We start from the raw sequence: 23,035 nt of genomic DNA on the forward strand, positions 1-23,035 counted from the left end.
TTAACCGCGGCTCGCTACTTCAACGTCTGGGGTAGTGATATTTTCTTGATGTTTATCAAGTAGTAATTGAGCTTGACGAAGCGCATCTAGCTGCTCGCTATCGGCCATATCAACCAGGTGTGGCTCAATTTGCATCTTAGGACGAACCCTTTGCATACCATTGACGACGATCTTGTCGTTTGCCGCTAAACCTTGCTTAATAATGCGTAAACCTTGAACTTTTTCACCTAAAGTGACGCCGCGGTACTCCACAGTGCCATCGTTTGCCACCACTAAGACGAACTTGTTGTTCAGATCCGTGCCCACGGCTTTATCATCGATTAAGATGCCGTCGTAGGCGCCGCTACCTGCGGTGCGTAATCTGGCGAACAGACCTGGGAGTAAGCTGTTGTCTTCATTGCTAAACGTGGCACGTACTCGAATAGTGCCCGTCTGTCTGTCCATCGAGTTATCGACAAAATCCACTAGGCCTATGTGTTGATATTCGCGCTCGTTGGCAAGCGCCATATACACGGGATTGTCGCCAGCACGAGGGTCTTTACGCTTTTTCTCGGCGGTTAACTTGACGTATTTCAGATAGGTTTGCTCATCCACATCGAAGTAGGCATACATGCTGGCGGTCGACACTAAGCTAGTTAATACACTCTGCCCCGCAGACACATAGTTACCGGCGGTGACATTGGCGTAGGAGGCTCGGCCATCAATCGGTGCGCGCACTTGGGTATAATCTAAGTCCAGCTCGGCGCGTAGCAGTGCCGCTTTTACAGAGGCCACGGCCGCCGTGGTTTGGCGTTTGTTAGACTCGCGGGTATCGAGTAATTCTGCCGATACTGCCTTTTGGGCAAAGAGTTTGCGGGCACGTTCTAAGTCGTTAGTGGCCAGTTGCTCAGCAGAGAGCGCGCTAGCAAGATCTGCTTTTAACCGGGCCACTTCCGCTTCAAACACACTCGCATCGATACGAAATAGCACATCGCCTTTTTTCACTAAGGCGCCTTCTTTAAAGTTTACCGACGCGATATAGCCTGACACGCGTGGCACTAAGGTCACACTCTCTGGCGCCTGCAAACGGCCGGTAAATTCATCCCACTCGGTAACGCGCTCATGCAATACCTGCGCAACATCGACCTTAGGTGCACCCGGTGCTTGCCCCTGCTGGGCTTCGGGTTCACCACAGGCCGAAAGGACAAAAGCCGCCACGGCAGTCAACATCAATATCCGTAAAGGTTGGTTACTTTTCATCTTACAATCCTCATGTGGCAGGCATTTATCTCGTTTAAGACAGACATCAGTGATAGGCACTCGGTCAAAACCAATAAATACCGACTGGTAAAAAATATTATGTACTGGGCGGTAATATATAGTGTAAAATGATCCTGTCAACAAATTTTGTACCGATGAGTATTTAATTTTTTGTGACAGCGTGAAACTATGTAGTTAAGCCTTTGAGGTAATTAGGGCGTGTTGACGTTTCGAGATTAGATTTTGTTCGTTCTGGCAAGCACGTGCTCGCGAAACGAGGAATGATGTGTCGTTATTCTACTCAAATGACGAGCGGCTCTTATGACAGAAAGTCAGAGCAAGGGCTTGCCAGACGAACCCTTCGGGCAGCATTTGGCTGGCGTTTCTGCTGCGTTATCGTCCGTTTATGTAGAATAACTACACTGCACGGACGTTGCCTTGCATAAAAGCCAGCTAAATTGCTGCAAAAATAACCCTGAAACGTCAATACGCCCTAGCCACAGCAAACGTGCTATGTGGGCTTGAATGGACGATATATTTTGGTGAGTTACTCACCTAACCCGCAGACAGCAGGCAAGAGTGGCTGGACATGAACTAAACCCATGTCTATCCTAGGGGCAATTGAGAATTGAGGAGCCTAATGATGTCAACCGTCACCCAGACGCCCTGCGTAGGTCGTCCACGAGCCTTCGACGCCGACGATGCATTGGCCAAAGCCTTGGAAGTCTTCTGGCAAAAAGGTTTTGAAGGTACATCGTTAACCGATCTAACTCAGGCAATGGGCATCAACAAACCCAGCCTTTATGCCGCCTTTGGTAACAAAGAGCAGCTGTTTCTGAAAGCGATAGAATTATATGAGCAGCGCCCCTGTGCGTTTTTCTATCCTTCTCTTGAAAAAGAAACTGCCTATCAAGTCGTTGAGTCTATGCTCTATGGCGCTGCATCTTCCTTAGTGGATGAGAGTCACCCCCAAGGCTGCTTGATAGTACAAGGTGCCCTCGCCTGTAGCGAAGCAGGGCAAGCGATTAAAGAAACGCTTATCACCCGCCGTCGTGATGGTGAGCAGGCTTTATGCGAACGTCTACAACGAGCAAAGGATGAAGGCGATCTTCCCGCGGATGCCGATCCGCTGCTACTGTCTCGATATATTGGCACAGTGCTGCAAGGCATGGCTGTGCAAGCCACCAATGGCATTTGTCCGGAAGAGCTTCGCAAAGTCGCCGAGCTAGTATTAGCTAACTTTCCGAAAAATAATCCGTGATAGCACAATTAGCATATGACTATTAACATAAACCCCAGTGAAAGCTGGGGTTTATGCTTTTAAGCCGCCCTAAATCCAGATGAGAATCGAGATTAATGCTGAACTTGGTGGGTGACTAAACTTGGACGCAGCAGATTATCGTGGACGGGGCAACGGTTACACACTGTATCTAAAAACTCGTTCTTTTCTGCGTCGGTTAAGTCGGCGTCTATGCTGGCGTTGATGGCGATTTCTTTAAAGCCTACAGGATCGTCCGAGGGCTGACCTAATAATCCCGCCGAATTCATCACGGCCCTCACATGTACATCAAACTGGCGAATCGTGATATTACGTTCACGCGCAACCATCTTGGCAATCGCCGAAATACAACCACCAAGTGAAAATAAGAACGTTTCTAACGGGTTAGCGCCTTCATTAGTGGCACTGGGTTGATCAATAACCAGCAAATGCTCCCGTACCTGCGCCGTAACCTTCCAACCGCTTCCCATATGTGTGGTGACTTCTACTACTTTTTCAGCCATGATGAACTCCATTAGTTTTTTTTCAATCAGATTATTCTAATGATATTGAAATGAAAAGTCACAAGCTAAGATCACAGTTTATAAAGTCAGATTCGGAAGTAGGTGTAAGGGCTTAACCTGCATGTCTAGGGTTTGAGGTTTTAAGCAAATCGCGAGAAATGTCAGTTATTTTGCACAGGCAAACCAATAAAAAATCCAAAACATCGAAGTAAAAAAGCACTAAAAGCCCCTTCCAATAACATTGAAAGAGGCCAAGTATGCGCTAAAGCGCTATCCAAGTTGCCTTGATTTCGGTGTATTTGTCGAAGGAATGCAGAGATTTATCTCGGCCATTACCCGATTGCTTATAACCACCAAAAGGTGCCGTCATATCGCCACCATCATAATGGTTAATCCACACCATTCCTGTTCGTAGTGCCTTAGCCGTTTTGTGTGCCTTGCTAATATCCGCTGTCCACACCCCTGCCGCTAAGCCATAAATGGTGTCGTTGGCGATCGCAATAGCCTCCTCCATACCATTAAATTCAATGACAGATAGCACAGGGCCAAAGATTTCCTCGCTGGCGATTTTCATCTTGTTGTGCACTTGGCTAAAGATAGTGGGCTGCACATAAACACCGCCCGTTTCGGCCAGCACTTGTTGTCCACCATGCACTAAACTGGCGCCTTCGTCTTGGCCAGCTTTGATATAGCTTAAGATGGTATCTAATTGCTGCTTATCGACCACTGCGCCGCTAACAGTAGCGGGATCTAGCGGATGCCCGGGCTGCCACGAGGCAAGTTCTTCAGCGATCAGCGCAATAAGTTGATCTTTAACCCCAGACTCCACTAGCAAACGCGAGCCTGCGGTACAAACTTCACCTTGGTTAAAGGCAATGGCTTCGGCCGCCGCCACCGCTGCGGCTTTAAGATCGGGCGCATCATTAAATACAATGTTCGGGCTCTTACCGCCAGCCTCAAGCCACACCCGCTTCATATTCGATTCGCCCGCATAAATCATTAATTGTTTAGCGATTTTTGTTGAGCCCGTAAAGACTAAGGTATCCACATCCATATGCAGTGCCAGCGCCTTGCCGACCGTATGCCCATAACCCGGCAGTACGTTTAACACGCCCTTAGGGATCCCTGCTTGTACCGCAAGTTCAGCAATCCGAATCGCGGTTAAGGGAGATTTCTCCGAAGGTTTAAGGATAACACTGTTGCCCGTTGCTAGTGCTGGTCCCAGCTTCCAACAGGCCATCAATAACGGGAAGTTCCAAGGCACAATTGCTGCCACCACGCCTACGGGTTCACGGGTGATCATGCCGATTTCATTATGTGCCGTAGGCGCCAGCTCGTCGTAGAGTTTGTCAACGGCCTCACCCGACCAACGAATTGCACGGGCGGCGCCCGCAATATCTACCGCCTTTGAAAAACGGATTGGCTTCCCCATGTCTAAGGTTTCTAGCAGAGCGAGTTCATTGGCGTTTTCTTCCAATAACTCGGCAAAACGGATCATCACTTGCTTACGTTTAACAGGAGAGGCCTTTGACCATACTCCAGACTCAAACACCTCACGGGCATTGGCCACAGCGATATTGGCGTCCATCAAATCGCAACTGGCAACTTGTGCTAATAAACGACCATCGATTGGACTGACGCAATCAAAGGTATTGCCCGATGCCGCATCCCTATACTCGCCGTTAATAAAAGCCTTGCCATTGATTGCTAGGCTTGCAGCGAGGTTTTCCCAATCGCTCCGTGTTTTAGGTGTACTCATGATGACCTCTTAATCGTTTGTATTCGTTTATTTTAGCTTTATTGGGATAAGGGCTATCTCGACTAACAACTGCCAAAGATGACCTAAGGCTGTAACTGCAGCCTAGATTACGCTTTTAGGACATCAAAATTCAATATTTTTTACAAAAATAGCATTTTTGCCACAAATAACTGCACACACCTCTTCCATGTTCATTATTTCTAACATAGCATAGCAAATATTAGCCACCCTTAACGAAGACCTGACCTCATTTAACAAGGAAAAGGACAAGGTAACCATTTATGGCCGACTCACCCAACAACACAACGCATGAGCATCCATCTCTTGAACATTACTGGATGCCTTTTACCGCCAATCGTCAATTTAAAGCCAGCCCTCGCTTGCTCGCCCAAGCAGAAGGCATGTATTACACGGATATCAATGGTAACAAGGTATTAGACTCAACTGCAGGCTTGTGGTGCTGTAATGCAGGCCATGGACGCCGTGAGATCAGTGAAGCTGTCAGCAAACAAATCCGCGAGATGGATTACGCACCATCCTTCCAAATGGGTCATCCTATTGCTTTTGAATTGGCGGAGCGTTTAACCGAACTCAGTCCAGAAGGACTTAATAAGGTCTTCTTTACCAACTCAGGCTCAGAGTCCGTTGATACCGCGCTAAAAATGGCACTTTGTTACCACAGAGCTAATGGCCAAGCGTCACGCACCCGATTTATTGGCCGAGAAATGGGTTACCATGGCGTAGGATTTGGTGGGATCTCCGTGGGCGGCTTGAGTAATAACCGTAAAGCCTTTAGCGGCCAACTGTTGCAAGGCGTAGATCACCTACCTCACACTTTAGATATTCAAAATTCAGCCTTTAGCCGCGGATTACCTAGCCTTGGGGCAGAAAAAGCCGAAGTGTTAGAGCAATTAGTCACACTCCATGGCGCCGAAAATATTGCTGCCGTTATTGTTGAACCTATGTCGGGTTCGGCAGGGGTAATTTTACCACCTCAAGGCTACTTAAAACGCCTACGCGAAATTACCCAAAAATACGGCATCCTGTTGATTTTTGATGAGGTGATTACCGCATTTGGCCGAGTCGGTGCCGCATTCGCTAGTCAGCGCTGGGGCGTTATCCCCGACATGATCACCACGGCCAAGGCTATCAATAATGGCGCAATCCCAATGGGCGCAGTGTTTGTGCAGGATTTTATTCACGATACCTGTATGCAAGGGCCGACAGAACTGATTGAATTTTTCCACGGTTATACTTACTCAGGCCACCCAGTCGCCGCTGCAGCAGCACTCGCCACACTCTCCATCTATGAAAATGAGCAGTTGTTTGAACGTAGTTTCGAGCTTGAGCGTCATTTTGAAGCGGCTGTTCATAGCCTAAAAGGTTTGCCCAATGTGATTGATATTCGCAACACAGGATTGGTCGCGGGTTTCCAACTTGCGCCCAATAGCGAAGGCATTGGCAAACGCGGTTATCGGGTGTTCGAGCGTTGTTTCCATCAAGGCACACTCGTGCGTGCAACGGGCGATATTATCGCCATGTCTCCACCACTCATTGTTGAAAAACATCATATTGACCAGATGGTTAACAGCCTTAGCGATGCGATACAGGCCGTTGGGTGATTCACTCTTTTTTAAATTACACGCAGATAAATCAGGGGAATATAGGTTAGCTATGTTTAAGATTACACACTATGTAAATGGCCAACACACTCCAGCCAGTACAAGAAGCCAAGAAATTTTTGAACCGGCCACTGGCGAATGCCGAGGTCAAGTCTCCCTCGCCAGTAGCGATGAAGTCGCTGCCGCTATTGCCATCGCCAAATCTGCCTTTGAGACTTGGTCACAGGTAACGCCCCTTAATCGTGCTCGTGTACTTTTTAAATTCAAAGCGTTAGTCGAGCAGCATATGGATGAGCTGGCACAACTCATCACCCGAGAACATGGCAAAGTGCTCGATGATGCCAAGGGTGAGCTTATCCGCGGCCTTGAAGTCGTCGAATTTGCCTGCGGTATTCCACACTTGCTAAAAGGAGAACATACCCAGCAGGTTGGTGGTGGTGTGGACTCCTGGTCCGTTAATCAAGCTTTAGGTGTTGTCGCAGGCATAGCGCCCTTTAACTTCCCCGTGATGGTTCCCATGTGGATGTTCCCAATCGCGATTGCCTGCGGTAACACCTTTATCATGAAACCCTCAGAAAAAGACCCAAGTTCAGTGATGCGAATTGCCGAGCTGCTTAAACAAGCTGGCTTGCCCGATGGGGTGTTTAACGTCATCAACGGCGATAAAGAGGCCGTCGATACCCTGCTCACTCATCCAGATGTGCAAGCCGTTAGCTTTGTCGGTTCAACGCCAATCGCCGAGTATATCTACAGCACAGCATCCAAACACGGTAAACGAGTACAAGCCTTAGGCGGCGCAAAAAACCATATGTTACTGATGCCGGATGCGGATTTAGATCAAGCGGTAAGTGCACTGATGGGCGCAGCCTACGGCAGTGCGGGCGAGCGTTGTATGGCAATATCGGTCGTGTTGGCGGTGGGCGATGTGGGTGATGCGTTAGTGGAAAAACTATTGCCACAGATCCAAAACTTAAAAGTGGGCAACGGCCTTACCCCCGAGATGGAAATGGGCCCCCTTATTTCCAAACAACACTTAGCCAAAGTCACTGACTATGTTGAAACCGGAGTTCGGGAAGGAGCAACCTTATTAGTCGATGGCCGACAATTAACCGTTGCCGACCATCAGCAGGGCTATTTCTTGGGAGCTTGCTTATTCGATAACGTCACCCCGGAGATGCGGATCTATCGCGAAGAAATCTTTGGCCCAGTACTATCCATTGTGCGCGTTAAAGATTATCCCACTGCACTCGCGCTTATCAACCAACACGAATTTGGCAATGGCACTGCCATTTTCACCCAAAGCGGTGAGGCTGCCCGTCATTTTTGCCACCATGTGCAGGTGGGTATGGTCGGCGTTAACGTTCCTATTCCTGTGCCTATGGCCTTCCATTCATTTGGTGGTTGGAAGCGTTCGCTCTTTGGTCCTCTGCATATGCATGGCCCTGATGGGGTTCGTTTTTATACCAAACGCAAAGCCATTACAGCTCGCTGGCCTGTAGGCAAGCAAACTCAGGCCGAGTTTGTTATGCCAACCATGAAATAACATCGGTGGGAGCCAATATGACAATAAGCATCAGGTCGATCATTCGCTTTGGCAGCGCACAATCCCCCGTGGAAAGTTACCAGTTAGCTGCGGAAAAATTAATCTCTGGCAACCCGAAGCAGCAATTACAAAATCATTATTCCAGCCCTTGCAATCAATTCCATAGCGGAATTTGGCAAAGCGAATCAGGCGCTTGGAAAATCAACTACACTGAATATGAGTATTGTGAAATTCTCGAAGGAACCAGTGTGCTTACCGATCTTGAAGGACAGTCTCAAACCTTCAGCGTCGGTGACCGTTTTATCATTCCGGCGGGATTTCAAGGTGTGTGGCAAGTCGTCACCCCCTGCCGCAAGGTGTACGTCATCTTCGAACAAAACTCACATAAATAGAGGTGCGTTTAACTTCGATGAACAAAGCTAAAGTGATGTAGCTTTACCGCCATGAGGTCACAGCAACGGAGTTTCCTTGGCTGTTGTTTGGCAAACAATCGGATGTATGAATTTGTTTTAAAACATAAAAGAACATTGTACATCCGTGTCAATCAAGAAAATGGGAGAAATACCGTGAATAACAACCTACAGAAAAAACGGCTGGCAAAACTGGCTGGACTGGCGTTGACCACCAGCTTATTTTCCAGCATAGCTGCCGCTGAAGTATCTGGAGAAATTGGCTTAACTAACGATTACCGCTTCCGCGGTGTCTCACAAACGGCTGGCGACTTTGCCGTGCAAGGAGGCATCGATTGGAGTTTTGAGTCAGGGTTTTCCGTCGGCGCTTGGGCCAGTAATTTGGACTTTGATGAGCCCGATTATAACGGTCCAGATATTGAGTATGATTTCTATGCAGCCTACGGCGGTGAAATTAACGATAACCTCAGCTATGACGTCACACTCTATCGTTATAACTATTCAGGTGAGAGTGACTTAGGCTATTTTGAAGTGACTGCTGGCGTCGAGTTTAGTGGATTTCGCGTAGCCTATTGGTTTACCAATGACTACGGTGGCAGCGATTTAGATTATCACTACGGCGAAATCAATTACTCCTACGAGTTTGTTGAAAACTGGAGTCTCGATTTACATTACGGCTACAACGTAGGTGATGCCTTAGATGATGGTGAAGGCTTTGATAGTTATTCAGATTATTCAGTTGGCGTCTCGACGGAGTTTATGGGATTTGGCCTTTCACTCGCTTGGCTCGGCACTGATTTAAGTGGTGAGCAAAAAGTCTCAGATGGCGTATTCCAAAACGATGATACTATGCTAGCACGCGTCAGTTACGCCTTCTAATTCATACCCTGCAAATAGCAAAAAGCCCTCTGTTGAGGGCTTTTTTACATCGCGTGATAACCGATTACCAGTGACGCATCTTATGGCCTTTCACGGCATAGAAGAGAATAAACAGATAGCAAGGTAACATCACCATATAACCGCCCTGCTGCCCCATATCCGTTGCCGAACTCATTAACCCCCAAGACACAGGACCAAACGCACCGCCAGCAATCCCCATGATAAGGAGCGCAGAACCCGTGCTCGTTAATTTACCCATACCTGATAGGGCTAAAGGCCATACGGCAGGCCACACAATAGCATTTGCTAGGCCTAGGAAAGCAATTAACAGCAAGGTATCAGGTAAGGCCACTCCACCAAAAGGCACCAACAAAGTGTTAGCAATAGCGTAGGAATTATTATCCCCAAACAGAATACCTAAGGTGAGCAATATCCCCAGAATCGCGGAAATCATTAAAGCAGTAGGTTGAGAAATAACTCGAGGTATCAGCAGAATACCTAGGGTATAACCCAGTACCATACACACCATAGTGTATGAGGTCATTACACCGTAATGTTCAACGCCCAGTGATAAAGCGAAAGTTCCGATAGTGTCTCCAGCAATGACTTCAACGGCAACGTACACAAATAGTGCCAATACACCAAATGCGAGGTTAGGATGAGACAATGCAGCTTTGATTTGGCCCTTATCAGTGTGCTCGGCCACTTCATCTTCATTAGATAATTCTGGCAGAGGCGATTTTTTAACAGCAAGCGCCAGCACCCCAATAAATATCGCCATGCCGAGGTAAGGAAAGACCAAGCTGTTTGCCATTTCATCAATTTGCACTTGGGTTAACGTAGTACCAATGCGGTCCTTAAAGCTATCTAAAATCAATGCTGAGAATACTAATGGTGCAATCACCCCCGCACCTTTGTTCAAAATCCCCATCACGCTCACGCGCGCCGCAGCAGATTCTTCAGGCCCTAGACGAACCACGTAGGGATTGACCGCTGTTTGCAGTAACGTCTGCCCCGCGCCCATCACTAGTTGGGCAAATAAAAACAGGGCGAAGATTTGGGTCTTAGCCGCAGGAATAAACAATAGGCCTGCGAGCATCATGATACCCATACCTAATGCCATACCATTTTTATAGCCGACTTTACGGATAACCCACGCCGAAGGCAGCGCGGTAAAAGTCACTGCAATGTAGAAAGAAAACAGGATTAATGAGGCTTGGAAGGGATTGAGTTGCAAAATTTGTTTTAAATAGGGCATCAAGGATCCATTCAACCACGTTGCGAATCCGAGGATGAAAAAGAGTGCTGCCACTATCGCCATGGGGAGAAAACTGCTTTTCTGCTGGCTTTTATCGAGTGTCATTTCCATAAACCTGCTTCTTATAGTAATTAATTTTTTAAGGTGATGGCGGGACTAAAAACCGCTGAGTATTCCGCACATCCGTATCGCAACTCATCTGCAATGGCTAATGTTATCATCCAAACGCACCATTGTTTCAGTGATGTTAAAACAAACAACACAAAAAGACAACGCTGTCATTTGCGATTTAGCCCGCAAAATGGCCTTATTTGCCCCCAAATGAGCCACAAACACTCAGTTAATATCTGATTTACGGCCATAAATGCTATGAGCCCTCTCTTTAATAGAAATAAAAAAGCCACAGAGGTGAGTCTGTGGCTTGAAGATAAATCAGATTCCAACGTTAGATCCGCACAAAAATATTGCGACGATACATCCAGTACAGTACTAACCATTGAACGCTGAGCAAACCAATCACGGCTCCTAAGGGCTGAGCATTTTCCGGCAATGCCGCGATAACGCCACCGAACACACTCTGGGCGATATACTTCCAATCTACTAGGCTGGAGGCCAGATAAATAATGATGGCGTTAGTGCCTATCACCACAAAAATAAATGCGAGTTTTTGCCATTTCAGCACATCCACTAGGGCATAAAACAGCGCTAACAGCAGCATGCTCCAACCAGTTGTGACCAGCACAAAAGAGCTGGTCCACAGCTCTTTATTGACGGGAATAACCCCATCCAGCAACCAGCCTAGGGCCAAACAAACACCACCGGCAACGCTCAATAGGCCAACCTTAGCCCACTCCCCTTTAGGATGGGATTTCACAATAAAATGACCGACAAACACACCCGCTAAGGCGTTGACTACGGCAGGCAGCGTCGATAACACGCCTTCAGGATCGGGCGTTCGTCCTTGATAGCTCACACCCGGCAATAAAAGGCTATCCACATAAGCATTGATAGAGTCAGTCGGTGATAACACACCAGCCTGCCCACCAGGAAACGGCAACCAGAGTTGCACCGCGCCATAGGCCACCAATATGCCCAAGGCCACCAGCACTTGGGTCCGTAAACTGGTATGCCACACCAGCAAGGCGGCGAAGAACCACGCAAAGGCAATTCGACCTAATACGCTGGCATAACGGACTTTTTCAGGATCGGCAGGCGCCCCTGTTCCCCAGCCATGGTTATAAAGAATCCCAAGCAATAAAAGAAGAAACAGCCGCTTAATCCCGTGGCGATACACAGGCATACGCTCATGCATTGGCAGTTTATCTAAGCGTTTTGGCGATAATCCTAGGGCAACACCAGAGAGGAAAATAAACAGCGGAAAAATCAAATCATAGAAGCGAAACCCATGCCACTCACTATGGTGCATTTGGGTATCACCCCATTGCCAGCCCCCCCAGCCCGTCAACATAAGCAAGGCGCCAAATAGGGCTTCGCCACCTAAAATCCAAAACATATCAAAGCCACGCAGGGCATCAAGGGACATCAACCGCGGTTTTGACTGACTCTTTTTCGCGGCAGCCTCCTGAGCATTCACGCCCGTATTGGTGATAGATCCCGGCGCAGTCGTACTCATACCATTATCCTTTATTATTGTTATTTAAATTATTTTATAACTTTTGAGCAAAATGCAGACTGTACAATAAAAAAACTTAGCCCCTGTCATCAAAATACGACAAGGGCCAAGGTTAACGCTTTACTGACTCACCCCAGACTAAGGGCGAACATAAACCGCATTTCCAGCAATATAGTTGGCCAGCACTTTGTGTTGATTATCTAGCAGCACTAAATCGGCACGCTGCCCTACGGCTAATCGACCGACGCTCTCGGCAATGCCAAGGAACTCGGCTGGATACAAAGACGCCATTCTCAAGGCCTCACCGAGTGGTAAACCGAGCATCTTCACACTGTTCTCAACCGCGGTCGCCATGTCTAACACACAGCCCGCCAGTTCACCCGTCACCGCATTTAATCTATCGCCGACACGCAGTACCTGAGTACCAAACAGCTCAAAGCTGGTTTCATCATCCATGCCTACTGGCGGCATGGCATCAGTTACCAACATCACTTTGCCACGGGGTTTAGCGCGCAGGGCAACTCTTGCGGCCGCTGGATGCACATGGTGGCCATCGACAATCAAACCACACCAAGCAGTTTCACTCTCAATCGCCGCACCCACCACGCCAGGCTCACGGGAACCTAAGGGTGACATGGCATTGTAGAGGTGAGTGAAGCCTGTCGCCCCCGCCGCTAATGCTGCGACAACGGTATCGTAGTCCGCATTAGAGTGGCCTAAACACACTTTAACGCCAGACTCCACCAACGGGCGGATCACCTCGGGGGAGACATTTTCAGGCGCTAAGGTCACCACTCGGATCCCTAAATCCTGACGGCAAAAAATCGCCAGTTCAGCCTCGGTGATCTCACGGATAAAACCTTGTGGATGCACGCCTTTTTTAGGTACCGAAAGATGCGGGCCTTCAAAATGTACGCCTAAAACGCCAGCGCTCTTTTGCGCGACCGCACTGGCAACCGCATCGGCAGCCTTGGCCATCACCTGCACATCATCGGTGATAAGCGTAGGTAAAAAGCCAGTGGTACCAAAGCGAGCATGTGCCTTACCTATGGTTTCAATGCAAGCGACCGTTGGGCTGCTATTGAATAACGCGCCGCCACCGCCGTTAACTTGCACATCGATAAAACCTGGCACTAGGGTGCCTGGGTAGCGAATTTCCTTAGCACCCGATGCGGTGTCTAAGCTTGCAATCAGGCCATCTTCAATGGTGACAGGCACATCCCGATGGAAGGCTTCACCATCAAACAGTTGCTCGGCAATTAAGGTGAATTTCATCCCAAACCTCTTTTCAAATTAACGCGGCGACAACGGCCATTCATTACAGCGTTTGAGTGACTTTTTTCAGCCCAGCGGGTTGGTCAGGGTCAATACCACGGGCAATCGCGACTGAAGCCACGTCGATATAAAAACGTTGTAGTAAGGCTAACGGCGCAACACGTGGGTGAATATCCGTCGATGTTTGATTTAAATGCACTAAATCGGCGCCACGTTGACTCACATTTTCAATCTGTTCGATATGGCTAGCGTACGACTCATCGCCAATGCAGACATCCACAATCGTGAGTTTTTTCTCCACTAAGGTCACAGGACCATGGAGGAACTCAGCGCTACTAAAGGCTTCGGCATGGATAGAGCACACTTCTTTTAACTTAAGTGCGATTTCTTTAGACACGGCATAACCTAAACCACGGCCTAGTACGACTAAGTTTTTCACGTTTTCAACCGATGCTGGAGTCAATTGTGGTTCCGTATCCACCGCAGTTTGCAGTGCTTGAGGTAAGGAGTTAACTGCGGCGGCGAGGGATTCGCTCTGCGTCCACGCCGAGGCTAATTGCAAAATCGCTGACAACGTCGCGAGATAACTCTTGGTTGCAGCTACGGCTTTTTCTTCGCCTGCACGTAATGGTACCACCACATCGACGATGTCCTTGATTGGCGCGGTTTCATCGTTCACTAACGCCACACAAAACGCGCCGGCGTTTTTCGCCATACGCGCCTGGGCTAAAATATCAGGGCTGCGGCCAGATTGCGAAATCACAATCACTAATCCGCCTTCTAACTTCAAGCTCTTACCGTAAACGCTAGCCACTGATGGCGCGGCGGCAAAGGTGGGTACACCCGCTTCGATTTCAAAAAGATATTTAGCAAATACACCCGCATGGTCCGATGAACCACGGCCCACAATCATCACAAAACGGGGATCGAAAGCACGCAGTTTCTCACCTAACTGCTGCATTAAATCGGCGTTAGCGGCTAACTGACCCGCAATCTTCTGCGGCGCGGTGCGAGCTTCTTGCTCCATAATAGTGTTTGTCATGTTATTTACCTTACAAATCAATACGGGTATTGCTTTAGCACTGATGCGCTAAAACGGCTTATTCATTAATGTTGACTGAGTTAAATTGCTGCTGAGCGAAGTACATGGCACCTAATTCTGGCGGCGCTAAAGTTTCAGAAATCTTGGCCACCACATCGCTGCCAAGCCATGCCTGTAGCGGTTCGGCAAGGCCACCGATCATCGAGAAGCGCACCGGATTAAGACTAAACAGCTTGCGTGCCATTTCACTGATGTAATCGGCCCCTTCCTGCACAATCCCGCGAGCGACCTCATCACCGGCGTTGGCGCAATCGAGTACGCTTCTGGCTAATTCGGCATAGCAACTCGAAGACTTACCGGCGAGATGCTCGACGATGCCCAAGGCATCACTTACCCCAAAATGCTTTAACAACATCTCAGTTAAGGCGGTCGGTGCGGCAAAGCCATCGAGGGCGAGTAACACATGCTCGGCAGCTTTTAAGCCAAGCCAAGCACCGCTGCCCTTATCGCCCAGCGCAAAACCGTGGCCACCGATGCTTAAGCTGTCATCACCCACATGGGCATAACCACAGGAGCCTGTGCCCGTAATGATCACCGCACCATCCGCGCCGCGGTGTGCACCGATACAAGCGGTATGAAGATCCGTTGTGACAAACATGGCTGCAAACGGATGCTGCCAGCTGATCACATCCTGGTACAGGCGCGGCACATTGACTCCCGCCAGCCCTAAGCCAGCGACGAGTAAATGGCTATCGGTTTCATTCATGCCCGCATCCAGCAGAGCTTGGCGAGTCGATGCTTCAATCGATGCAAATGTTTGTGCAAGACCATGCAGCGGATTAGCGCGCCCAGCAACACCTGTCCCTAAAACGGTACCGTCCGCAGTATAGATAGTGGCTCGGCACTTACTGCCGCCCCCATCAACACCGATAAACAGTTGTTGATCTTTTGTCTGGACTAACCCCATGACACCCCTCTTCATCTCTTAATGCAGCGCTACCGTTGCTTATACTTATGCCGTTAATACGACACTCAACTTTAGTTAACTCAATGTTACAGCAAAAATGACAGCGTTGTCATTTACTTTTTGAAGCAATTTCTAATCAAATGTCAGACGGAAGAAATGGCTGAAAGTGAAAAAGAAAAAGGCTGTATTTTTATTTTAAAATACAGCCAGATATAACTACTTCATTAATTAACGACTAAGCTGCGGCCTTTACGTTTCCCATCGGCCGCGATCGCTCGGATCTCAACGGGGCCCGTTACCGCCTGCCCAGCTTGATAGGATTGCCATTGCCCACTCGCTTGTCGCCATTCAATCTTAAGTCCTGGATAAGCCACGTTGGCAAACAGTTTACCGTCACGGATCTCGGCGCCGACGGTCGGCACTCGGTAATCGATACCTGCTTTATCGAGTTTGATAAACTCCTTATGCCCTAAGGTGTTGGCCATTTGCTGCCAAGATTGTGCCTGAGCCTCACGCATCGCTTCGGTGAAATGCCCAGTAGTTTGATTATACAAAGCGCCTTGATATTGATATGGCACTTCCCACGCGGCTTGATGCCAAGCACGCTCAGCCAGCATTAGTAAACGTGGGAAAATCATATATTCCACTGTGTTATCGCTGCGGATGGTTTCACTCCAGAGTTGGCCCTGTAATCCGGCAAAGGCTTTACCTTGTTCCCTTGGGCCAGATTGTTTGCCCTTCTCATCAGTTCGGGCCCTATCGTCGGCCTCAAAAGGCAGATTTTGAATGTCGGTCCACTGCTCCGCGTTTGCCACTAAGTTGTCCGGCATAAAGCTAAACACTTTGTGTGCGTTGGTCGCACGGCTTGCCCAGTAATAGCCATGCTCTTTAGGATCCGCTTCGTAAGGGAAGTCGAAGTACAGCACCTCAGGGTTTGAGAGCACCACATCCCAACCGTTGTTGACTTGCTGATTGGCATGCTCATAGCCCTTATAGGCAATCACATCCCAAATATTGGATTGGACTTTTGCAGGCATATTGCTTGGGCGCACATGGCTCATACCATCGCTCCAACCAGCCGCTTCAATGCCTTTTGCCGCTAACATAGTCGAAATTCGTTCGATAAAATAAGCGCCTAAGTCATCTATCGACTTAACGCCTTTATCGTTATTAGCCACAAACTCCAAACAGGCGGGTGATTGTTTCCACGCCCCTGCCGTTTCGTCGGCACCGATATGGTAGCGGGTTAATGGCTGGCCCGCGGCTTGGTGTAACTTGGCAATTTCATCAATGACTTTATTGACAAATTGATAGGTCGACTCCATACAGACGTTCAGGGTGTTATCGTTGTAATACTGCACCGAAGAATAAACCGTTTTGTCGTTTGCATCGGATAACAAATATTGCTCGGCTGCCGTGGTTTTCCCTTCAGCTTGCAATTGACGAGCGCCCGCATCTAACGCTTTTACCGCTGTGTTAACTTGGTTTGCCGCTTCCTGCACAGGGACAACCTGTACTTTGCCAGTGTTTTGAAGCTCTACGTTTTCCGCCAGTAATCGACGATAACGCGCCTCCATGGATTTTATCGCCGCGCGGCTATGGCCAGGCATATCCATCGAAGGGATCACTTGAATTTGGCGCGCATCTGCGTATTTGAGAATATCGATATAGTCTTGTTTACTATAGAAACCATTAACGCTCGACTCGGCAAAAGGACCACTACCAAGCTGCGGTAACAGACAGGTATTTTCCTCAAGATCGTGGCAACGCTTACTGCCGATGTCAGTCAGTTCAGGCAGGCCATCGATCTCTAAGCGCCAACCTTCATCGTCGGCCATATGTAAATGCAATTTGTTGAGCTTGTACGCCGCCATTTGATCCAGCAGCTCAAAGATCAACGCCTTGCGATGGAAGTTACGGGCTACATCGATGTGCATGCCACGGAAGGGATACCTTGGGCTGTCCTCAATCGTCATGGTATTTACGCGCAGATCCTGCACATCAATCAAACTAGCAAGTGACGATAACGCATAGGAAAACCCTGCAGCATCGGCAGCGGCAATCTCAATCGCATCCGCTTTAATATCCAGCAGATAGCTGCCCTCAGCGCCTTGGCGCCAGTTCAGCTTTACCACCAAACCTTGTTCAGACTCATTAACACCTAAACGTGCTAAACGGGAAAGTGCCGCCGCCAATTGTTCAGGATCCAAAGCTTGTTGCGCCGCAGATGCGTTGGTGACCGAGCCGAAATCCAGTTTAATACCAGAGGTCAGTGACACGGCTTTATCTTGGCTGTGGATAGCGACTTTTTGCGGTGTAGGGATAATGGTATTGACCGCTAAGCTGGCATCTTCACTGACCTGTTGATTATTGCTGAATAGCTGCGCAGGTGTCGCAGGCGCTAATTTATCCGCATCGGTACGGCGATACTGCTTCACCATATCGGTGTACGCCTCAACATAGGGGCGCACTTCCATTCCCGTTTCTGGATCTTGCTTCACTTGCGTGCTGGCGATCACCACGGGCGATAAGTCGCCAGCAACTATGTAATAGTTGGGCATGGCATCGGTTTCTGATAGCTGCCATAGCTCACCGCGGAATTTTAAGGTCTTTTTCTCGCCCTTGCTAAAACCGCTAAATGCCTCGGTGGGCTCGATGCGATAGAGATCGCCCTTGATATGCGTAATACTAAACTCTTTGCTTTCAACAGATTGAACCGGGCGCATCTGGCTAAAATAAATTGCCCAATCTCGGCTCTTAAGCTCAACCTCTGGGACAAAATCGATTTCAGCAACAAAACAACGACCTTCGGCGGCGGCTTTGTCACAATTATCGTCAGGCCTGTTGGTGAGCACGCGATAACTCACGCCCAAGGTATCCCCAAACTGCTGCAATTGCGCTTGGGTTAATTGACTGAGCTTAGCTTGCTCAACGGAGCTTGAGCTAGGCACAACCTCAGTTTTAGGCGCGTCGCTACAGGCCGTTAAACCCAGAGCCAATAAAATCGCGGTGGCGGCAATCGTTTTATTCATGATATTCCTTTTCTAGCTTCAGAAATGGCTACAATCTGAAGGAAGTTACTAACGTCCGCAGTCTTTCCCCTTGGTGAAACAGTCGCTCACTCGATTGTGCTAAGTGCTCACTATCGAGGGAGGCTGAACCTGAGACATTGGCAAGATCATTTAACGTACGAGAAATCGCTTCGGTGACACAGGTTTGCTCCTGCGCCGCATGGGAAACTTCGATATTCATATTACTGATATTGGAAACTAAATCAGTCACTTTAGACAGCACTAGCTTAATTTCTTCCGAACGGTTGACCCCTTGATTGGAAAGGGTCTGGCTCGATTGCATCACATTCACGGTTTCGGCAACTCGGCTCTGCACCTGTTGGATCATTTTTTGGATTTCTCCCGTCGCCTGTTGGGTGCGGCTCGCTAAAGAGCGCACTTCATCGGCAACGACGGCAAAACCACGCCCTTGCTCACCCGCTCTGGCGGCTTCAATGGCGGCATTAAGGGCAAGTAAATTAGTCTGTTCGGCAATGCTGCTGATCACCACCACAACTTCATCGATGCGTTGGGTTTCCTGTTGTAGCTGCGATACCGATTGAGCAGAACGCGCTAATTCACGCGCCAATTGACGGGTAATGGCTAAACCCGAGTCAAACTGACGCTGGCCATCGTCAACAGCTCTATCGGCTTGGGTTGCCGCATCGGCGGTACGTTTAGCATTGATGGCCACTTCGTTGGCACTGGCACTCAACTGAGTCACGGCCGTGACCGCGGCTTCGGTTTCTTTAAGCTGAGCCTGCACCCTTTGGTTGTTGCTTTGCGACAGCGTGCCCAGCGCCTTAGCATCGCCCAATAGTAGGCCCGAGGTTTCATGCACCCTGGTAATAGTGCCATGAATTTGCTCGACAAAACCGTTGAAAGCATTAGCAAGTTTGCCGATTTCATCTTCACTCTCCACGGGTAATCTGTGGCTTAAATCACCATCACCATTGGCGATTTCTTCTAACGCAGCGACGACCTTATCCAGAGGACTAATTACCAAGCGTTTAAGAATGATGAAAATCACTAACAGACTGCCCGCTAGAATCAGTAGTGCCTGTAAAAAGTACCCCAGCAGTAAGTCGGATAATTGCGCCTTAACTGGCAAGGTAGAGAAGGCAATGGTTAAACGCCCAGTCGGATTCCCTTGGTCGCTGAACTGTAACTCTCTTGTTTGTAGGTCGCTTGCGGCAACGGTCTCGGCTTGTTTGTCTTCGGCGAGCAACTTACCCCGATGATCCACAACGGTGATTTGATAGATTTGCTCAGACTTTAACATGACAGACAACACGGCACGGATCTGCTCGTAGTCATAGGTAAAAATCGGCTGCGCCATGGTGACTTGAAGATTAGCAACGGTATTGTCTTCAAAGGCCATTTCGTTGCTGGCTAAGCTATCGCTCGCCAACCAATAGGACACCCCAAATAGCACACTGACTATCATAAATATCGCTGCTGCTAACCCAATTTGTACTTTTAAGGCTAATGTTTTCATTATTTTGCACCTTGCATACTAAATAGATCTAACCACAACTCTTGGCGTTCAATGGGGGTTAAGGGACTTAAATCTGGCGTATCAAGACGAATAATGACGCGCTGCTCGAACTGGGCATCACGGTAGAGCTTGTCTATTTTAAGCTCGCGATTAAACATCTCATCGAAGCTGCCGTCGCTTATCATATTTTCGAGCCCTGCTAAGATTGCCGCCGCTAACTCAGGACGTTTGGGGGACACAAAAAAATATGCCGGCGAGCGGTATTGCAGCAGGATGTGAGTATCAATTTTCAGCGCGGGATCGGGGTGGCTTGCAAGTTCATCGCCAATTTCCTGCGCGCCGAGGGCGAGGTAGTCGAATCGGCCACCCTCTAACATCGGATACAGATTGGTGTATTGATAGCTAGTTACGACAGGCAAACCATTGGCTTCCAGGATGCTGGCATCGGGCCAATAGCGGTTTTGCCCTGCTTTTAATCGCTTAAAATCCGCCAGCGTTTTTACATTGGCAAATCTAGCCTCATCCGTTTTACGGATAATTAACAGGCGGTTACCGAGTAATCCCTTAAACAAAGGGATACGAACCGGGAGCACGGTTTCCTCAAGCTCCTTAGAAGTCATGCTCCAAAAAACATCGACGGTACCAGCAAGCGCTTCTTCGACCTTACGTTTTTGGTTCATCTGCGTCGACATTTGTTCGACCTGATAGGACTGACCTGAACGGCGCAGCGCTTCTTTGAGGAGATTAAACTGCCACTGCTGTTGGATTGTGGTCACAATCTTGATGGGAGCGGCACTGTTCGCCGTAGAAGCGCCTGCAGCAGCGGCATTTGAAAGCGTAAACGACGCCGACTCCATGGCGGCTATCGCGGTGAAACTAAAAGCGCAAAGCATGATGCTCGCCCAAAGTTCAAGGATGGGCATCAATAAACGTTTAGCGAGAGTCGTTACTACGCTGCCAAGCAGTGTAGCAATATGAATAACCATGAATCGCAGCCTCTTTTTTATGACTGGAATATCCAGCGAGTTTTATTTTTTAATGCCGCTAACTTGTCTGCTTATCCTAAGCAAGGTCGCTCTACCTAAAAAAATGGCTGGGCACTGCTTACAGTACCCAGCCAACGCTAGTTTCTGGGGAGAGACTATCAAAATATTAAAGACAAACGTATCGCCGCCCGACCAGCAATACTTCTGCCAAGTACATGAATAAGGAGACCTCATCCTCTTCATGCAGACCTTACTAAACAACGAATCACACAAGCAGATGACAGCGTTGTCATTAGTTAAATTACACAAGAAAGAACAGGTTTTCTACATTTTTTTGACATTTATCGGTATTTTTTTAGTCGAAACACTTTTAACCATTAAATATCAATGAATTATGTTTTAACTTTTTATTTCAACACCAGTGTGACAACGCTGTCTTCGGCTGATAACATGCATGCAACAATTCACCCATCCCTCGCGATCACTCAAAATGCTGCCATATGACCTTATCTTCAAAAGCAGAAAGATTAACCTCGGCCAATATTATCGAGCGATGACAATCGTCCTTGTGCTATTGAGTGCATGGCTATGTTGGTTTGTCCAATTTCATCAACCCGTTGAGTTAATAAAACAATACGGTCAGTTTCTGTTTTTGGGGATAACGGGAGCCATCTTTGCAAATGCCACGGGAGCCGGAGGTGGAGTGATCTTTATTCCAGTGTTTTCCAGCTTAAATTTCAGTGAAGCTCAGAGTGTCTCTACCTCATTTATGATCCAGTGTTTTGGTATGACGGCAGGGGCGATTTCATGGTCAGGCTACTATCGACGACACCATCATCAAGACAAAACATGGTCAGGCTTTATTCCAAGTATTTTATTAGCGGCGACCTGCTCAGTACTTGGCCTTTGGAGCAGTCAATTATGGCAGTTGAACTCTCCTTCCTCGCTGCATACTAGCTTTAGCCTTTTTTCTATCGTATTAGGGATAGCGATCATTATCAGCAGCCAGCGCCATACTCTTCAAAGCCATCGCCTCATCGCCCTAGACTATTGCTGGCTAGCAATAATTGGCTACTTGGGCGGGATCATCACCGCCTGGTTATCGGTTGGCGTGGGGGAACTCTTAGTGATCTATCTGATGTTACGGGGAGTGTGTGCCAAGATGGCCGTTGCCATCGGAGTGGTGGTATCGGCGATTACCGTCTGGTCAGCAAGCCCAATATATGTGTTTTCAAGTAGCAGTCATGCCCTATTCGAGCTAGTACTGTTTGCAGGCCCTGGTGCAATTATCGGCGGCTTGTTAGCGCGAAAACTGGCGCTATTTCTCCCAGTCAAAACCTTAAAGCTGTTTTTCTCAAGTTGGATAATCTTGACTGGGTTTGTAATGATTTGACCTTCTGACAGACGGAAATTAGAACTGAAAATGTTACTCAATCCAGCGGAGGGAAGCCGACCTCTATCACTAAACAAGTCCGAGGCAAGGTGTTTTTATGGACCGTTGTGCCATGTAAGAAACGGGCATCATGGCAAACCAACCTCCCCGCTTGTGAACGGACTCTATATTGCTGCGCCAATGGATACTCACTGCATGACTTACCACGCATAACCTGCCGATTATCATCCTGAATAAACACTAAATCAGCGCTATTTTCAGGCACATCTGTGTAATAAATGGCAACTAAATGCGGTATAGACCAATCATCATTCGCATGCCTATGAGCCACGGCATCACAACCATACTCCATACGATTAGCCCAGGAACGGTGATACTTTAACTTTCGAATATTTCTCGTTTTATCAAATCCTAGCTGTATCGCCGCATCAAAAATACACATCAATATCCAACGCCCGAGAGGATTGGACTTAAAATTTAACAAATGAGGAATAGGATGGGTTTGATACAAGTGAACCGTAGACAAGGCTCGTCCCCCATTAGCATCGGGTACGTTGGCCTCATTTAGCACTTCTGGTAACGCAAACAAGGCATCAATTATCTGGTAAGTATCGTTTTTACCCTCAAAACTATCATACTGCTCAAAATCATAGACACAGATTGCGTTATCAAATATTGGCACTAACATCATAGCCATCC

General features: G+C 48.2%; 18 protein-coding genes. 6 read left to right on the plus strand and 12 right to left on the minus strand.

The genetic code is table 11. From position 1 onward, the window contains the following. Positions 1 to 1,239: an efflux RND transporter periplasmic adaptor subunit gene (locus EYR25_RS18725; protein ID WP_037426285.1), complete on the minus strand. Its 1,239-nt coding sequence runs from the start codon at positions 1,237 to 1,239 to the stop codon at positions 1 to 3. A gap of 640 nt (positions 1,240 to 1,879) precedes the next feature. On the opposite strand from EYR25_RS18725, the gene EYR25_RS18730 reads away from it, so the two are divergent. Beyond that, positions 1,880 to 2,500 (plus strand): TetR/AcrR family transcriptional regulator, encoded by a 621-nt coding sequence (locus tag EYR25_RS18730; RefSeq protein ID WP_133182135.1) that lies wholly within the window; start codon positions 1,880 to 1,882, stop codon positions 2,498 to 2,500. Positions 2,501 to 2,592: 92 nt separating this feature from the next. On the opposite strand, the gene EYR25_RS18735 is transcribed toward EYR25_RS18730, so the two are convergent. Both EYR25_RS18735 and EYR25_RS18740 read right to left on the minus strand, forming a co-directional pair. Further along, complete coding sequence (locus EYR25_RS18735) at positions 2,593 to 3,021, minus strand: OsmC family protein (protein ID WP_037426290.1); 429 nt, start codon at positions 3,019 to 3,021, stop codon at positions 2,593 to 2,595. Between the two features lie 262 nt (positions 3,022 to 3,283). Next, positions 3,284 to 4,780 carry an aldehyde dehydrogenase gene (locus EYR25_RS18740; RefSeq protein WP_133182137.1) on the minus strand — a complete coding sequence of 499 codons (1,497 nt, stop codon included), beginning with the start codon at positions 4,778 to 4,780 and terminating at the stop codon, positions 3,284 to 3,286. Between the two features lie 281 nt (positions 4,781 to 5,061). On the opposite strand from EYR25_RS18740, the gene aptA reads away from it, so the two are divergent. The 4 genes from aptA to EYR25_RS18760 all read left to right on the plus strand — a co-directional run bounded on the left by aptA (position 5,062) and on the right by EYR25_RS18760 (position 9,234). Beyond that, the gene (gene aptA / locus EYR25_RS18745) at positions 5,062 to 6,402 is read left to right on the plus strand and encodes an omega-aminotransferase AptA (protein ID WP_133182139.1); all 1,341 of its coding nucleotides are present in this window, start codon (positions 5,062 to 5,064) and stop codon (positions 6,400 to 6,402) included. Between the two features lie 52 nt (positions 6,403 to 6,454). Continuing rightward, on the plus strand, positions 6,455 to 7,945 hold the full coding sequence (locus tag EYR25_RS18750; protein ID WP_037426296.1) for a CoA-acylating methylmalonate-semialdehyde dehydrogenase: 1,491 nt from the start codon (positions 6,455 to 6,457) through the stop codon (positions 7,943 to 7,945). Positions 7,946 to 7,962: 17 nt separating this feature from the next. After that, the gene (locus EYR25_RS18755; protein ID WP_133182142.1) at positions 7,963 to 8,337 is read left to right on the plus strand and encodes a cupin domain-containing protein; all 375 of its coding nucleotides are present in this window, start codon (positions 7,963 to 7,965) and stop codon (positions 8,335 to 8,337) included. Positions 8,338 to 8,511: 174 nt separating this feature from the next. Beyond that, on the plus strand, positions 8,512 to 9,234 hold the full coding sequence (locus EYR25_RS18760; RefSeq protein WP_133182144.1) for a TorF family putative porin: 723 nt from the start codon (positions 8,512 to 8,514) through the stop codon (positions 9,232 to 9,234). Positions 9,235 to 9,298: 64 nt separating this feature from the next. On the opposite strand, the gene nagP is transcribed toward EYR25_RS18760, so the two are convergent. From nagP to EYR25_RS18800, 8 genes are all read right to left on the minus strand, one after another. Further along, entirely contained in the window at positions 9,299 to 10,597 is a 1,299-nt protein-coding gene (nagP, locus tag EYR25_RS18765; protein WP_039978398.1) for an N-acetylglucosamine MFS transporter NagP, read from the minus strand. Positions 10,598 to 10,937: 340 nt separating this feature from the next. Then, positions 10,938 to 12,125, minus strand: coding sequence for a transmembrane glucosamine N-acetyltransferase NagX (nagX, locus tag EYR25_RS18770; RefSeq protein WP_133182146.1), 1,188 nt, complete (start codon positions 12,123 to 12,125; stop codon positions 10,938 to 10,940). 138 nt (positions 12,126 to 12,263) lie between these two features. After that, on the minus strand, positions 12,264 to 13,400 hold the full coding sequence (gene nagA, locus EYR25_RS18775; protein WP_133182148.1) for an N-acetylglucosamine-6-phosphate deacetylase: 1,137 nt from the start codon (positions 13,398 to 13,400) through the stop codon (positions 12,264 to 12,266). Between the two features lie 43 nt (positions 13,401 to 13,443). Continuing rightward, entirely contained in the window at positions 13,444 to 14,442 is a 999-nt protein-coding gene (nagB-II, locus tag EYR25_RS18780) for a glucosamine-6-phosphate deaminase NagB-II (RefSeq protein ID WP_133182150.1), read from the minus strand. Between the two features lie 58 nt (positions 14,443 to 14,500). Beyond that, positions 14,501 to 15,409 carry an N-acetylglucosamine kinase gene (gene nagK, locus EYR25_RS18785; protein WP_023267599.1) on the minus strand — a complete coding sequence of 303 codons (909 nt, stop codon included), beginning with the start codon at positions 15,407 to 15,409 and terminating at the stop codon, positions 14,501 to 14,503. 224 nt (positions 15,410 to 15,633) lie between these two features. Continuing rightward, positions 15,634 to 18,441, minus strand: coding sequence for a family 20 glycosylhydrolase (locus EYR25_RS18790; protein WP_133182152.1), 2,808 nt, complete (start codon positions 18,439 to 18,441; stop codon positions 15,634 to 15,636). A 28-nt stretch (positions 18,442 to 18,469) separates the two neighbouring features. Next, positions 18,470 to 19,957 (minus strand): methyl-accepting chemotaxis protein, encoded by a 1,488-nt coding sequence (locus EYR25_RS18795; RefSeq protein WP_023267601.1) that lies wholly within the window; start codon positions 19,955 to 19,957, stop codon positions 18,470 to 18,472. Further along, complete coding sequence (locus tag EYR25_RS18800; protein WP_133182154.1) at positions 19,957 to 20,943, minus strand: substrate-binding periplasmic protein; 987 nt, start codon at positions 20,941 to 20,943, stop codon at positions 19,957 to 19,959. The genes EYR25_RS18795 and EYR25_RS18800 overlap by 1 nt, the downstream gene beginning before the upstream one ends. A 490-nt stretch (positions 20,944 to 21,433) precedes the next feature. Between EYR25_RS18800 and EYR25_RS18810 the strand changes: the two genes are divergently transcribed. After that, positions 21,434 to 22,336 carry a sulfite exporter TauE/SafE family protein gene (locus tag EYR25_RS18810; RefSeq protein WP_133182156.1) on the plus strand — a complete coding sequence of 301 codons (903 nt, stop codon included), beginning with the start codon at positions 21,434 to 21,436 and terminating at the stop codon, positions 22,334 to 22,336. Between the two features lie 37 nt (positions 22,337 to 22,373). Here the strand turns inward: EYR25_RS18810 and EYR25_RS18815 are convergent, their stop codons facing one another. Beyond that, positions 22,374 to 23,027 carry a putative 2OG-Fe(II) oxygenase gene (locus EYR25_RS18815; RefSeq protein ID WP_243729916.1) on the minus strand — a complete coding sequence of 218 codons (654 nt, stop codon included), beginning with the start codon at positions 23,025 to 23,027 and terminating at the stop codon, positions 22,374 to 22,376. Positions 23,028 to 23,035 lie beyond the last annotated feature (8 nt).

The sequence above is a fragment of the Shewanella decolorationis genome, assembly GCF_004354305.1.
In the GTDB taxonomy this organism is placed as follows: Bacteria; Pseudomonadota; Gammaproteobacteria; order Enterobacterales; family Shewanellaceae; genus Shewanella; species Shewanella decolorationis.

Excerpts from the sequence above, each read along its gene's own strand:
- EYR25_RS18725 (WP_037426285.1), bottom strand. The coding sequence starts at position 1,239 with ATGAAAAGTAACCAACCTTTACGGATATTGATGTTGACTGCCGTGGCG.
- EYR25_RS18730 (WP_133182135.1), top strand. The coding sequence starts at position 1,880 with ATGATGTCAACCGTCACCCAGACGCCCTGCGTAGGTCGTCCACGAGCC.
- EYR25_RS18735 (WP_037426290.1), bottom strand. The coding sequence starts at position 3,021 with ATGGCTGAAAAAGTAGTAGAAGTCACCACACATATGGGAAGCGGTTGG.
- EYR25_RS18740 (WP_133182137.1), bottom strand. The coding sequence starts at position 4,780 with ATGAGTACACCTAAAACACGGAGCGATTGGGAAAACCTCGCTGCAAGC.
- aptA (WP_133182139.1), top strand. The coding sequence starts at position 5,062 with ATGGCCGACTCACCCAACAACACAACGCATGAGCATCCATCTCTTGAA.
- EYR25_RS18750 (WP_037426296.1), top strand. The coding sequence starts at position 6,455 with ATGTTTAAGATTACACACTATGTAAATGGCCAACACACTCCAGCCAGT.
- EYR25_RS18755 (WP_133182142.1), top strand. The coding sequence starts at position 7,963 with ATGACAATAAGCATCAGGTCGATCATTCGCTTTGGCAGCGCACAATCC.
- nagP (WP_039978398.1), bottom strand. The coding sequence starts at position 10,597 with ATGACACTCGATAAAAGCCAGCAGAAAAGCAGTTTTCTCCCCATGGCG.
- nagX (WP_133182146.1), bottom strand. The coding sequence starts at position 12,125 with ATGAGTACGACTGCGCCGGGATCTATCACCAATACGGGCGTGAATGCT.
- nagA (WP_133182148.1), bottom strand. The coding sequence starts at position 13,400 with ATGAAATTCACCTTAATTGCCGAGCAACTGTTTGATGGTGAAGCCTTC.
- nagB-II (WP_133182150.1), bottom strand. The coding sequence starts at position 14,442 with ATGACAAACACTATTATGGAGCAAGAAGCTCGCACCGCGCCGCAGAAG.
- nagK (WP_023267599.1), bottom strand. The coding sequence starts at position 15,409 with ATGGGGTTAGTCCAGACAAAAGATCAACAACTGTTTATCGGTGTTGAT.
- EYR25_RS18790 (WP_133182152.1), bottom strand. The coding sequence starts at position 18,441 with ATGAATAAAACGATTGCCGCCACCGCGATTTTATTGGCTCTGGGTTTA.
- EYR25_RS18795 (WP_023267601.1), bottom strand. The coding sequence starts at position 19,957 with ATGAAAACATTAGCCTTAAAAGTACAAATTGGGTTAGCAGCAGCGATA.
- EYR25_RS18800 (WP_133182154.1), bottom strand. The coding sequence starts at position 20,943 with ATGGTTATTCATATTGCTACACTGCTTGGCAGCGTAGTAACGACTCTC.
- EYR25_RS18810 (WP_133182156.1), top strand. The coding sequence starts at position 21,434 with ATGCTGCCATATGACCTTATCTTCAAAAGCAGAAAGATTAACCTCGGC.
- EYR25_RS18815 (WP_243729916.1), bottom strand. The coding sequence starts at position 23,027 with ATGATGTTAGTGCCAATATTTGATAACGCAATCTGTGTCTATGATTTT.